Annotated in this window: 12 protein-coding genes and 1 pseudogene; 7 read left to right on the plus strand and 6 right to left on the minus strand. The window is 51.8% G+C overall.

Going from position 1 to position 13,269, the window contains the following annotated elements; genetic code table 11:
* Positions 1–2: 2 nt before the first annotated feature.
* Positions 3–812, plus strand: coding sequence for an invasion regulator SirB1 (gene sirB1, locus G8S19_RS09825; RefSeq protein WP_048211462.1), 810 nt, complete (start codon positions 3–5; stop codon positions 810–812).
* A gap of 35 nt (positions 813–847) precedes the next feature.
* Positions 848–1,702, plus strand: a complete 855-nt coding sequence (gene kdsA, locus G8S19_RS09830) for a 3-deoxy-8-phosphooctulonate synthase (protein WP_048211463.1) — start codon at positions 848–850, stop codon at positions 1,700–1,702.
* A 46-nt stretch (positions 1,703–1,748) separates the two neighbouring features.
* Here the strand turns inward: kdsA and bdcA are convergent, their stop codons facing one another.
* Positions 1,749–2,462, minus strand: a complete 714-nt coding sequence (gene bdcA / locus G8S19_RS09835; RefSeq protein WP_101743261.1) for an SDR family oxidoreductase — start codon at positions 2,460–2,462, stop codon at positions 1,749–1,751.
* A 72-nt stretch (positions 2,463–2,534) separates the two neighbouring features.
* Between bdcA and G8S19_RS09840 the strand changes: the two genes are divergently transcribed.
* Together G8S19_RS09840 and G8S19_RS22480 are read left to right on the plus strand one after the other, a co-directional pair.
* Entirely contained in the window at positions 2,535–3,128 is a 594-nt protein-coding gene (locus G8S19_RS09840) for a TetR/AcrR family transcriptional regulator (RefSeq protein WP_124021105.1), read from the plus strand.
* A gap of 70 nt (positions 3,129–3,198) precedes the next feature.
* A pseudogene (locus tag G8S19_RS22480) lies at positions 3,199–4,210 on the plus strand (amidohydrolase family protein).
* Positions 4,211–4,265: 55 nt separating this feature from the next.
* Here G8S19_RS22480 and chaA read toward each other — a convergent pair.
* Positions 4,266–5,366, minus strand: coding sequence for a sodium-potassium/proton antiporter ChaA (chaA, locus tag G8S19_RS09855; protein ID WP_061068020.1), 1,101 nt, complete (start codon positions 5,364–5,366; stop codon positions 4,266–4,268).
* Positions 5,367–5,769: 403 nt separating this feature from the next.
* Here chaA and G8S19_RS09860 point away from each other — a divergent pair, with 403 nt between their 5' ends.
* Entirely contained in the window at positions 5,770–6,465 is a 696-nt protein-coding gene (locus G8S19_RS09860) for a gamma-glutamylcyclotransferase (protein WP_101743259.1), read from the plus strand.
* 60 nt (positions 6,466–6,525) lie between these two features.
* Here the strand turns inward: G8S19_RS09860 and G8S19_RS09865 are convergent, their stop codons facing one another.
* Entirely contained in the window at positions 6,526–6,771 is a 246-nt protein-coding gene (locus G8S19_RS09865) for a DUF1883 domain-containing protein (protein WP_042318612.1), read from the minus strand.
* Between the two features lie 263 nt (positions 6,772–7,034).
* The gene (locus tag G8S19_RS09870; RefSeq protein ID WP_005126372.1) at positions 7,035–7,388 is read right to left on the minus strand and encodes a DsrE/DsrF/TusD sulfur relay family protein; all 354 of its coding nucleotides are present in this window, start codon (positions 7,386–7,388) and stop codon (positions 7,035–7,037) included.
* Positions 7,389–7,563: 175 nt separating this feature from the next.
* Here G8S19_RS09870 and G8S19_RS09875 point away from each other — a divergent pair, with 175 nt between their 5' ends.
* On the plus strand, positions 7,564–8,949 hold the full coding sequence (locus G8S19_RS09875) for a YchO/YchP family invasin (RefSeq protein ID WP_101743258.1): 1,386 nt from the start codon (positions 7,564–7,566) through the stop codon (positions 8,947–8,949).
* Positions 8,950–8,960: 11 nt separating this feature from the next.
* Here the strand turns inward: G8S19_RS09875 and narL are convergent, their stop codons facing one another.
* Together narL and narX are read right to left on the minus strand one after the other, a co-directional pair.
* Positions 8,961–9,611: a two-component system response regulator NarL gene (gene narL, locus G8S19_RS09880; protein WP_061068018.1), complete on the minus strand. Its 651-nt coding sequence runs from the start codon at positions 9,609–9,611 to the stop codon at positions 8,961–8,963.
* Complete coding sequence (gene narX, locus G8S19_RS09885; protein WP_048211467.1) at positions 9,604–11,400, minus strand: nitrate/nitrite two-component system sensor histidine kinase NarX; 1,797 nt, start codon at positions 11,398–11,400, stop codon at positions 9,604–9,606. The genes narL and narX overlap by 8 nt, the downstream gene beginning before the upstream one ends.
* A 339-nt stretch (positions 11,401–11,739) precedes the next feature.
* On the opposite strand from narX, the gene G8S19_RS09890 reads away from it, so the two are divergent.
* Positions 11,740–13,131 (plus strand): NarK family nitrate/nitrite MFS transporter, encoded by a 1,392-nt coding sequence (locus G8S19_RS09890; RefSeq protein ID WP_061068016.1) that lies wholly within the window; start codon positions 11,740–11,742, stop codon positions 13,129–13,131.
* Positions 13,132–13,269 lie beyond the last annotated feature (138 nt).

Raw genomic sequence — 13,269 nt, forward strand, 5'->3', positions numbered from 1 at the left:
TCATGAGGTCGTTAGCTGATTTCGAATTTAATAAAGCGCCGTTGTGTGATGGGATGATCCTGGCGTCGGAGTCTATCCGTCTGGATTTTCCAACACAAACTGTCTATGACGAACTGGAACGTCTGGTTGGTCTGGCGCAAGAAGAAATTAGCCAGCTCCTGTCTCAGGATGAGCAACTGGATAAACTGCTGGCACTTTTTTACGGCGAATGGGGTTTTACGGACACCCACGGCGTCTATCGTCTTTCTGATGCACTATGGCTCGACCAGGTTCTGAAAAATCGTCAGGGCAGTGCGGTTTCACTCGGTGCCATCTTATTGTGGATTGCTAACCGACTGGATCTGCCGTTGGTACCGGTGATTTTCCCGACACAACTCATCCTGCGTATTGAATCGCTCGATGGTGAAATGTGGCTAATCAATCCGTTCAATGGCGAAACGTTAAATGAACACACGTTGGAAGTGTGGCTGAAGGGTAACATTAGCCCGGTTGCTGAACTGTTCAACGAGGATCTTGACGAAGCGGATAACGCGGAAGTGATCCGCAAACTGCTCGACACGCTGAAATCATCGCTAATGGAAGAGCGACAAATGGAACTGGCGCTGCGAGCCAGCGAAGCATTACTGCAGTTTAATCCTGAGGATCCGTATGAAATACGCGATCGCGGATTAATCTACGCGCAGCTGGAATGTGAACATGTTGCGCTGACTGATTTAAGTTATTTCGTTGAGCAGTGTCCGGAAGACCCGATCAGCGAAATGATCCGTGCGCAGATTAATACTATTTCGCACAAGCAAATTGTATTACATTGATTAATAACACTTTACCTACCGTTTAAGGCGATCCTATGAAACAAAAAGTGGTTAGCATTGGCGACATCAACGTGGCAAATGACCTGCCGTTCGTGCTGTTTGGCGGAATGAACGTGCTGGAATCCCGCGATCTGGCGATGCGCATTTGTGAGCACTACGTAACCGTTACTCAAAAGCTGGGTATCCCTTACGTGTTCAAAGCCTCCTTTGATAAAGCCAACCGTTCTTCCATCCACTCTTACCGTGGGCCAGGTCTTGAAGAAGGGATGAAAATCTTCCAGGAACTGAAGCAGACGTTTGGCGTAAAAGTGATCACCGACGTTCATGAAGCCAGCCAGGCACAGCCTGTTGCCGATGTGGTGGATGTGATTCAGCTGCCGGCATTCCTTGCTCGTCAGACCGACCTGGTAGAAGCGATGGCGAAAACGGGCGCTGTTATTAACGTGAAAAAACCGCAATTCGTAAGCCCGGGTCAGATGGGCAACATCGTGGATAAATTCCATGAAGGCGGTAACGACAAGGTTATCCTGTGCGACCGTGGTGCGAACTTTGGTTATGACAACCTGGTTGTCGATATGCTGGGCTTTAGCGTGATGAAGAAAGTTTCCGGTAACTCTCCGGTGATTTTTGACGTCACCCACGCGCTGCAGTGCCGCGACCCGTTTGGCGCAGCAAGCGGCGGTCGTCGTGCACAGGTCACCGAACTGGCTCGCGCCGGTATGGCGGTAGGCCTGGCGGGTCTGTTCATTGAAGCGCACCCGGATCCAGCCCATGCTAAATGCGACGGTCCATCCGCGCTGCCGCTGGCGAAACTGGAACAGTTCCTGACGCAGATTAAAGCCATTGATGACCTGGTGAAAAGCTTCGACGAGCTGGATACTGAAAACTAAGAGCGTTCAACAGGCCGGGGGATATTCCTCCGGCCTGTTATTTCCGTCAGGCGCCAAACGCGCCGTCAATAGTATGCATTGCGCCTGTCACAAACCCTGCTTCAGGTCCAGCAAGCCAGGCAACCATTCCGGCAACTTCTTCCGGTCGCCCATGTCGTTTTAGTGCCATAAAGCTGTGCATCAGCTCTTTCAACGGGCCTTCTGCCGGATTGGCATCGGTATCAATCGGGCCAGGTTGCACAACGTTCACCGTAATACCACGCGGACCAAAATCACGAGCCAACCCTCTCGCCATCCCTTGTAGTGCCGACTTGCTCAACGCATAAGAGGCCATACCGGCGATGGGCATACGGTCACCATTTACTGAACCGATAATAATGATTCGTCCTCCATCAGGCATCTGGCGTGCAGCCTCCACCGCGGCGTAGTAGGGGGCGTGAATATTAATGCGGAAAAGACGTTCAACTTCATCAGGATCCTGCTCCAACGCGTCGCCGAACAGGATAATCCCAGCGTTAACGACCAGCACATCTAACGGGCCACTTTCCCGCACCCGTGCGATAACGTCCTCGCGTCTGGCGCTGTCGGTTTGCGCCGTATGGGTGCCAGTCTCATCGGCCAGCGCTTTGGCGGCGTCAGGAGAGCCGGAATACGTGAAGGTGACGGATGCGCCCTCCGCGGCAAAGCGGCGTACAATTGCCGCACCGATCCCACGACTACCACCAAGAACCAGCACCGATTTACCCTTGAATGAAGACATCAGATACTCCTTGAACAATTATGTAGTGATCGATATATAATGGGCGCATGGTTTTCTGTCAATGGATTTATAATGGTCACTACAAAATGCTCACGCGCGCCGGGTCGACCACGTAATTTTGACCCAGAACAGGCGGTTGCGACGGTACAACGTTTATTTCACGCTCACGGCTACGATACCGTTAGCGTGGCGGATGTCACTCAGGTACTGGGTATCAAACCCCCCAGTTTCTACGCTGCTTTTGGGAATAAGCTCGGCCTTTATCAACGAGTATTGAGCCGTTACGTACAAACCGATGCGATCCCTTTTGACGATATTTTATGTGCCGACAGACCTGTTGCTGACTGTCTGGCAACGCTGCTTGAGGAGGCGGCACGTCATTACGCAGCCGATCCCGATGCGGCAGGATGTTTAGTGCTGGAAGGAACACATTGCAATGACCCTGAGGCACGCAATGCCGCCCGTGCGTTCTACTCGGTAGCTGAAAATAAGATCCATAACTTTATTGCCCAGCGTTACCCCGAAGAGGCGAAAAGTATGACCGATTACGTCTGTACCACGATGTTGGGTTTGTCGGGAAAAGCGCGTTGCGGACACTCGCTTGAACAACTGGTATCCAGCGCGCAACTTGCCAGCCTTGCGTTTCGGCACAGGTTTCCTGATTAGCTTTGCACAAGAAAGGAAGATAAACATGATGAGTAAAATGGGCCTTTGCTTCAAAACACCTCCTCCTGCGATGCGTAATATGGCGTTGGCTGTAATGCTGATGGGGACATCCTTTTTGGCTTCTGCACAGGATAAAGCTGATGTTGTTTTGTATAACGGCCAGCTTATTACCATGGACGAACAACAGCCAAACGCGCAGGCTCTGGCGGTAAAAGGGCAACACATTATTGCTGTCGGAAATAATGAAGAGATTAAAAAATGGTCAGGGCAGAATACGCGAGAAATTAATCTTGCGGGTAAAACGGTGATCCCCGGATTAATTGATACGCATCTGCATGGTATTCGCGGAGGAAGGACGTTCTTATTCGAAACCTACTGGTTTGATGCTAAAACTATACCTGATGCTCTGCGCAAACTGTCGCAATCGGCAGAAGAGAAAAACGCAGCGCAGTGGGTGGCCGTGGTGGGATCATGGATACCTGAACAATTTGTTGAAAAGCGAGATCCCACCCTACAGGAACTGAATCAGGCGCTGCCTGCAAACCCTGCAAACGCATGATATTACCCAGCTTCGCTGGTCAATAGCCCATTTAAATACCGGTACGGCAGAGACGATAGCCCGGATGAAGCAATTAGGTTTAGCCTATTCCGTGCAGATGGGGCCATATTTTGAATCTCCCGCCATTGAACGCGCTAATGGTAAAACCGTTGCAGCACAGTCATCCCCCATTCAACCCGCACTAGAGCAAGGCGTGATCGTTGCAGGGGGAACGGATGCGACAAGAATTGGCGTTGCGGGTGTGTGGCATGCCATTGAATACCATGTGACGGGGAAAGCGCTCGACGGCTCTGTACGTGATGAGGAACGTCGGATCAGCCGGGAAGATGCGTTAAAAATGTATACGCTAAATGCCGCCTGGCTGGCATTTGCCGAACAGCAGAGAGGGAGTTTGCGCGCTGGCAAGCTCGCTGATTTTGCCGTTCTGGATCAGGATGTTCTGGCAGTTACTGCAGATAAACTGCACCAGACACAAGCGCTATTAACGTTTGTGGATGGCCAACAGGTCTACCCGGAGCAATAAACCAGGATAAAAAAACGGCCCTGCAAAGGGCCGTGGGTTGCACCTGAGTTGATTATCAGGCGAATATCGTCATCAGGTAGGCGATAAACAGTGCCAGATGCGCTGCACCGTTGAGCACATTGGTGCGTCCGGTGGAGAAGGAGATATGGCACAGCACCAGCGAAGAAACCATGACAATCATCTCTGGTGCGCCCAGCGCGAACACCAGGTCATTCCCTGTTGCCCAGGCAATCAGTGTGACGACGGGTACGGTCAGTGAGATGGTGGCAAGTACTGAGCCGAAGAATAAATTCATCGCTCGCTGCACCTGATTGTTCAGTACTGCTTTCAACGCACCTAAACCCTCAGGGGAGAGAATAAGCAACGCCACCAGGAAACCGGTAAATGCCACTGGTGCATTCAGCTCAGTGAGTAATGTTTCCAGCGGATTGGCATTCATTTTGGTAACGGCAATAACGGCAATCAAATGGATGACAAGCCAGGCTGCGTGCCACAGATTGCTGTGCGCTGAAGGTTTACCGTGATGTGGGTCATCGCCGTCCCCCTCATCTTCATGTTCGTAAATGAACAGGCTCTGGTGTGTTTTAGTCTGGATCAGCAAAAATACGCCGTACATTGCTGCTGAAATTAAGGCTACCAGCAGTGCCTGTGCGGTGGTGAAATTCGCTCCCGGTAATGCCATCGGGAATACCAGCACGATAATGGCCAGCGGAAATAGAGCAATTAAATACTGCTTAATACCGAACAGGTTCATATACTGGGTGGCAAATTTGCGGCCACCCAACAGTAATGAAAACCCGACCAGCCCACCGGTTACGATCATAATGATTGAATAGAGCGTATCGCGCATTAGCGTGGGTGCGGCGTCACCAGTTGCCATTAATGCGGAAATTAAACTGACTTCGAGAATAACCACCGAAAGGCTGAGAATCAGCGAGCCATAGGGTTCACCAAGTCGGTGAGCTAATACGTCTGCATGACGGACAACGCTGAATGCGCTACTTAATATACCAATAAGAGCTAGTGCGTTAATGCCGATGACCACTGGTAGTGACTGACTGCTCCCCCAAAAGAACAGTACTACCAGCGCCAAAATCGGAAAGGCGAGTGAGGTCTCCTTGTGGCGGGTTTTTACCGCCTCATGTGCATGTGTCATGTAATTAATTCTCCATCTCTGCAGGTGCTTATAATTATAAATGTATTAAAGAATGTAAAAAATAACAGATCTTTCGGTATTTCCGATCTGATTTTACGTAATTTTACGGCATGGACCATTTTTTGCATCAAAGTGAGCAAAATGGTGTGTCTTGTTTAGAGAGCATTTAAATAACAAGATGTTAGATTTCTAAATCAATCAAAATATCACACGATGAGATGCTGACGGTCGCGCCAGACCGGGACATAAAAAGAGGATATAAAGTGCCGTTGAGCCTTTGTTGCCTTGCATGCAGTCGATGAATTGCCTATTGTCCTGGTATTGGTTTCAAAATGAGCAGTAAAAAAGCCTGGAAGGCGTCAAAAAAGTTGTCGCAGGGAAGTCGCAGTGGCGGAGGTGTAAGGTGTTAACGCGTGATTTTTTATTGAATGCTGACTGTAAGACGGCATTTGGTGATATTGAAGAATCACTACTCTGGTCGGCGGAACAACGGGCAGCCTCACTGGCCGCCACGCTTGCCTGCCGTCCAGATGATGGACCGGTGTGGATCTTTGGTTATGGATCGTTGATGTGGAACCCGGCGTTAGAGTTTGAAGAGTCCTGTACCGGGACGTTAGTCGGCTGGCATCGCGCATTTTGTTTGCGCCTGACGGCAGGGCGAGGAACGGCGTGTCAGCCGGGACGGATGTTGGCCCTGAAAGAGGGGGGGCGCACTACGGGTGTGGCATACCGTTTACCGGATGCATCGCTGGAGCAAGAGCTGTCCCTGCTGTGGAAGCGTGAAATGATCACGGGTTGCTACCTGCCAACGTGGTGTCAGCTCACGCTGGATGATGGCCGAACGGTGAGTGCGCTGGTCTTTATTATGGATCCGCGACATCCATTGTTTGAGTCCGATACCCGTGCTCAGGTTATCGCGCCGCTTATTGCTTCTGCCAGTGGGCCATTGGGAACTAACGCGCAATATCTGTTCTCGCTGGAACAGGAATTGGTGAAGTTGGGCATGCAGGATGACTGTCTTAACGATCTGGTGATTACGGTCAAAAGATTGTTGGGAGAGAACCTGCCGGAAGGCGTCATGCGACCCGGATTTGCCTAGGCGTTGCCAGGTTATCTGTTGTGTGCCCGATAAGCGTAGATGCTTTCGGGCAGTACATCATCAGGCTGCAATATAACTGATTGAATGCTCCAGAGACTGGCTGTGGCTGTCGATCAGCACGTTCCAGACGCCGGTATACGGTACAGTCAGCCATGCGTTATCACGATTCTGCACGCTTAAAATGTCGGTCTGCGTGTCTTTGACGTGATTTTTCTCGCTCATCAGATGGATGTGACAACGCTCCGAACAGCGTACCACCACCGTATCTCCACCAAATAATTTCAAACTTGCCTTCACTAATGCCATTTTTCACCCCGTTCTTGAAAACAACGTACTTTCTGTCGAAAGTGCTGCGTGATGTTGTTCACATTTCACTCATTGCATAACACCAAAGGGGAGGGGGCAGGATGCTGATTTTGATCAAAAAATGGCATAACGATTAAACAAAAATGACAAAATCCCTTAAAAGGGTTGAAAGGGCGAGCTTACGTTTAACGAAACCGCGCCCATCTGAGATTAAATCGGGAAATTACCGGCACTTTCAGTACGCTTGCCTGAAAGTGTTGGCATCAGAAGGTCAAAACCTTATCTGCTGCCAGCGTCCACTGAGCCAGTTCCACCAGCGTACCGACTTCAACGCCATCAATTAACGGCAGAGCGGTGATCCCGCGGCCATCGGTACAGGTTTTGCAGAGTTTTACCGGAACGTTTTGTGCTGTCAGGATTTCCAGCATTTGCTGAATATTATAACCTTCCCCCGGTTTCTGCCCGCGCAGCCCTGCAGTGACGGCATCCGACATTAAAAACAGACGCAGGTCGAGGCTGCCCTCCTGCTCGCGCAGAGCGATGGCCAGACGCAGACTGTTGAATAACGACTCGCTTCCATAGGCTGCACCGTTCGCGATGATCACTATCTTTTGCATTTTTACTCCTGTTGCTGCATGTGAGCGTTAATAACTGACACGTATGTTACACCTATTTCCCGATGCCAGGATAATGCCGAAAAAGGAAGGAAGGGCTGAAAATCAATGCTGAAGACGTTATGGTTTAAGATAAGTATGCCGCTGTGGCTAATTGATGTAAGAAACCACTAACGATTTGAGCCGTAATATTTATTTATCTCTCGCAGTATTCTCACTCTTGCCGTTTGCAGGCGGTACTGCCAGCGCGCAATCGTCTTTTATTCACCAGGCGGAAAACCCTTTCGATAACAATAGTGATGGCTTGCCCGATCTCGGTATGGCGTCGGAGTCGCGGGCAGGCGAAAAGCACTTTGCCGAAATGGTTAAAGCGTTTGGGGAAGCCAGCATGACCGATAACGGCCTTGATACTGGCGAGCAAGCGAAGCAGTTCGCGTTTGGCCAGGTGCGTGACACAGTCAGTGAGCAGGTGAATCAGCAACTGGAATCCTGGCTTTCTCCGTGGGGGAATGCCAGCGTTGGGTTGCAGGTGGATAATGAAGGTAGCTTTGCCGGCAGTCGAGGAAGCTGGTTTATCCCGTGGCAGGACAATCAACGCTATCTCACCTGGAGCCAGCTGGGACTGACGCAGCAGGACGAAGGCCTGGTCAGTAATGCGGGGATTGGGCAGCGCTGGGTACGTGACGGTTGGTTAGTGGGTTACAACACCTTTTATGACAACCTGCTGGATGAGAATCTGCCGCGTGGCGGGTTCGGCGCCGAGGCGTGGGGAGAGTATCTGCGGCTATCCGCCAACTACTACCAGCCGTTTTCCTCGTGGCAGAATCGTTCTTCGACACAGGAGCAAAGGATGGCGCGGGGCTACGACCTTACTGCGTTGATGCGGTTACCCTTTTATGAGCATCTCAATACCAGCGTCAGCGTCGAGCAATATTTTGGCGATCGGGTAGACCTTTTCCATTCGGGAACGGGCTACCGCAATCCGGTGGCGGTAAACCTGGGACTGAGCTATACGCCAGTGCCGCTGATTACGGTGACCGCGCAGCATAAACAGGGCGAAAGCGGGGTAAGCCAAAATAATCTGGGATTGACCCTCAATTATCGTTTTGGCGTTCCGTTAAAAAAACAGTTAATGGTGAGTGAAGTCGCAAACAGCCGATCGCTGCGCGGGAGTCGTTATGACGATCCTCAGCGTAACAGCGTGCCAACGCTGGAGTATCGCCAGCGTAAAACCTTATCTGTATTTCTGACAACACCGCCGTGGGATCTGAAACCCGGCGGGACGGTAGCGTTGAAATTACAGGTGCGTAGTCAGTATGGCATCCGTCATCTGACATGGCAGGGAGACACGAAAGCATTGAGTTTAACGGCCGGAAGCCATCCTCGTAGTGCGCAAGGCTGGACGGTTATTATGCCGAAGTGGGATAGCAGTGAAGGAGCAACCAACCGTTGGCGGCTGTCGGTCGTCGTGGAAGACGAGCAGGGCCAGCGTGTCTCTTCCAATGAGATCACGCTATCACTGCCCGAACCGTTTAATGCCGTTTCGGGAAATGATCCTCGTTAATACTCGCGTTATCAGAAGATGCGTTCCTGGTGCACCCATACCGCGGCTTCAACGCGTGATTTAAGCTTCATTTTCTTCAGCATATGCTTTACATGCACTTTTACCGTGCTTTCGGTGATATCGAGGCGGCGAGCAATCATCTTGTTAGGCAGACCCTGGGCGATGAGCTTAAGAATATCGCGTTCACGTGGCGTCAACTGAGTTACATCACGATCGGAGGTCGCACGGTTAGCGCGCAGGCTGGCGGCCAGAACCGGGGTTAAGGCTTCGCTCAGTACCATTTCACCGGCGGCAGCCTGTTGCAACGCCTTCAGTAGATCTTCTGGCTCCATGTCTTTCAACAGATAGCCGTCAGCACCGCGTTTCAGGGCAGTCACGACGTCTTCTTCATGGTTGGAAACACTGAAAACGACGATGCGTCCAGACAGAGATTTCTCTCGTAGCTTATCAAGCGTTTCCAGACCGTTCATTCCCGGCATGTTGAGATCAAGAAGGATCAGATCGGGATCAAGTGATTCAGCCAGCTCGATACCCTGCTCGCCATTACTGGCTTCGCCGACCACGGTGATATCGGACGCCATGCTGACAAGCTGTTTTACACCGGTGCGCAGCATCGGATGATCGTCGATCAACAGGATGGTTGCCGGTTCCAGATTACTCATGGGTATCTCCTTGGACTTCTGTGAAGTTTGTTTCGGGAATAAAAGTGACAGCAACTTCAGTACCGCCCGTCTCGCGACGGCGTACACGGCAATCGCCGCGCAAGCTCTGCGCACGGTCGCGCATTATAATCATGCCGTAGTGGTTACTGCGTTCGGCGTTTTCTGGTACGCCGCAGCCGTTATCTTGCACTGTCAGTTTGACCTGTTTGCCATTTTGCACCACCGCCACGATGACTTCATTGGCCTGAGAGTGTTTAAGCGCATTACTCAGGGCCTCACGGGCAATCTGCAGCAGGTGGATCGCCTGATGTGAAGGGACCAGGCGCGGCGGCAACTGATAATCCAGCTTCACCGTAAAACCAAAGCGAGCGCTGTATTCCTGGCAGCTGGCTTCCAGCGCGGGCCGCAACCCAGGCTCAGTCAACTGCAAACGGAAGGTCGTCAACAATTCACGTAGCTGTGCCCAGGAGGCGTTCAGCTCGTTACGAATCTGACTTAGCAACTCACGACTGTTTTCCGGGAGCGCGTCGCCCTGCATCTGCAAACAACTGACCTGCATCTTCATACAGGAGAGCGATTGTGCAATAGAATCATGGAGTTCGCGAGCAATGGTGGCACGCTCTTCCATCACGATCAACTGCTGCTGACGTTCCTGGTGTCTGTCCAGCGCCAGTGTTGCGGTGAGTTGTTCAACCAGAGTATCGACCAGTTGCTGCTGATCGTGACTGAGATGACGCCCGTACGGCAAGGTGGCGAGCAGAATACCGTACTGGGTATGCGCATCGGTCAGCCGCCATTTCAGCGTAGTGCCACCATCAATGGCGGGCAGTGTGCCTCGTGGACACAGATGACAACCTTTTTCATCGCAACTGGCACTCGACTGGCAGGTAAATTCCTGATGATTATCTTCATCTTCCAGGTCATAAACCCGCAACTCAATATCGTGCAGCAGCGTTAAATTTTGCAACCCGTTGAGTACCGGTGAAAGCCGCTCACACAACGGTATCTGTGAGTGCAGACGGCGGTTGGCTTGCCACAGGAAAGAGAGGATCTGGTTTTTATGTTCCAGACCCGCGGTTTTTTCCTGCACCCGCTGTTCCAGTACGGCATAACTTTCGGCCAGTTCTTCGGACATATTGTTCAGCGCCGAACCCAGTGCCGCCATCTCATTACGTCCGCTGATATGCGCACGTTGCGTAAAATCACGCTGGCTGACGGCGCGGGCCATCGCCAGCAGTTGTTTCCACGGCTGCAGCAGACGTACGCGCAGCCAGATAATCGTAAAGACCAGCAGCAGAGCCATAAATACTGCCATCAGGCGATGCAGCATAACAACGCGTTCAATACGCAACTCCGTGGTATGGTCAAAGGCGGTAACCAACTTATCCAGTCCGGTCACAAAGCGTGAAACGTCGTCGGCGACCGCATCCCCCGTTTGTGCATGTTTAAGCCCAGGTGCCAGTTCGGTGTGCCAGTAATCCTGTAATGCCTTTAACTGGATCTGCTGGCCGTCGCGCTGCGCGGCACGAGTCAGTTCAGGGCTAAACGCCGTTTGTTCCATTTCATCCAGCAGCGGTTGATCGCTGGCGTCCAGCGGTACGGCAGCCAGCAAACGGTAGCTCTGCATACGTAGCGAGCCGGCTTTATTGATCGCGTGAGCGCTACCCTGAATGCCTTGAACCAGCCAGCCGGAGACAGCCATACCCGCCACGCCAAGCGCGGTAGACAGCAAAACAATCAGCGCCACCTGGTTAACCAGCGTAAGCGGGGAAAGACAACGTTTAAACATGTGACTTCTTCCTTCGGGTTTTCAGTGAGCAGAAAACCTTATTGAATGACGATTCTGCTGCAGGCAGTGCCGCTATTCTCAGCGATACACTGGAGTATACCCATACCTCAAACGGGCTACCCCTTAATTGCCGGCAGGGGGAGAGATCCCGGACGTCGGGGAGTAGGGTGCGACAGAAGCGTGAAAAACCACATCTTTTTTACCGAAGTTATGTACTCATTTAGGGTAATGATAAATTTTAGGCGTTAATAATGACACCTTTTCCTTTGATTTATATCAACTTACCCCCGGCTGTAAACCCTAATGTTGCAGGCATCGAAACAAGTATCAGAGGTGTCTATGAGTCACTCATCTGCCCCGGAAAGGGCATCTGGAGCTGTAATCACGGAATGGCGGCCGGAAGATCCCGCCTTCTGGGAACAGCGTGGTCAACGAGTTGCCAGCCGTAACCTGTGGATTTCAGTCCCTTGTCTGCTGCTGGCGTTTTGCGTATGGATGTTATTTAGCGCAGTGGCGGTGAACTTACCGAAAGTGGGATTCAATTTCACCACTGAGCAGCTGTTTATGCTGACGGCATTGCCTTCAGTTTCCGGCGCGCTGCTGCGCGTACCGTACTCCTTTATGGTTCCCCTGTTTGGTGGACGACGCTGGACAGCGTTCAGCACAGGTATCCTGATAATCCCCTGCGTGTGGTTAGGCTTTGCTGTGCAGGATACCACCACGCCGTTCAGTACCTTTATTATTATCTCCCTGCTGTGCGGTTTTGCCGGTGCGAACTTTGCTTCCAGCATGGCAAATATCAGCTTCTTCTTTCCAAAACAGAAACAGGGCGGCGCGCTGGGGTTGAACGGCGGCCTGGGCAACATGGGCGTCAGCGTGATGCAGTTGGTTGCGCCGCTGGTGGTCTCACTGTCCATCTTCGCCGCTTTTGGCAGCCATGGCGTTGAACAACCGGATGGCACGCAGTTGTATCTGGCAAACGCCGCATGGATTTGGGTGCCGTTCCTCGCTATTTTCACGCTGGCCGCATGGTTCGGTATGAACGAACTGGCAACCTCAAAAGCCTCGCTGAAAGAGCAATTGCCGGTGCTGAAACGCGGGCATTTGTGGATTATGAGCCTGCTGTATCTGGCAACCTTCGGCTCTTTTATCGGCTTCTCCGCAGGTTTCGCGATGCTGTCAAAAACGCAGTTCCCGGAAGTGCAGATCCTGCATTATGCCTTCTTTGGGCCGTTCATTGGCGCTTTGGCGCGTTCTGCGGGCGGCGCAATCTCTGACCGTCTGGGCGGGACCCGCGTCACGCTGGTGAACTTCGTGCTGATGGCTATTTTCAGTGCCTTATTGTTCCTGACGCTGCCATCAAACGGTGTCGGCGGCAACTTCATTGCCTTCTTCGCCGTGTTCCTGGCGCTGTTCCTGACGGCCGGGCTGGGGAGTGGTTCAACCTTCCAGATGATCTCTGTCATCTTCCGTAAGCTGACGATGGACAGAGTGAAAGCTGAAGGCGGTTCAGAAGAGAAAGCGATGCGCGAGGCGGCAACCGACACTGCGGCAGCGTTGGGCTTTATCTCTGCTATTGGTGCGATCGGCGGCTTCTTTATCCCGAAAGCATTTGGTACGTCCCTGGCATTAACCGGTTCTCCGGTCGGTGCGATGAAAGTATTTCTGATCTTCTATGTCGCCTGCGTGGTCATCACCTGGGTGGTATACGGACGTCATTCTAAAAAGTAAAAAAGAGGTATACACAAAATCATTCTAACTGCATCAAGGCGGCAAGTGAGAAATCCCCAGGAGCTTACTGAAGTAAGTGACTGGGGAGAACGAGCGCAGCCAACGCAGAAGCAGTTTGAAGGATGAAGTGTAGGTTGA

Source organism: Citrobacter sp. SX206 (assembly GCF_024181025.1).
Taxonomy (GTDB): Bacteria; Pseudomonadota; Gammaproteobacteria; order Enterobacterales; family Enterobacteriaceae; genus Citrobacter; species Citrobacter youngae.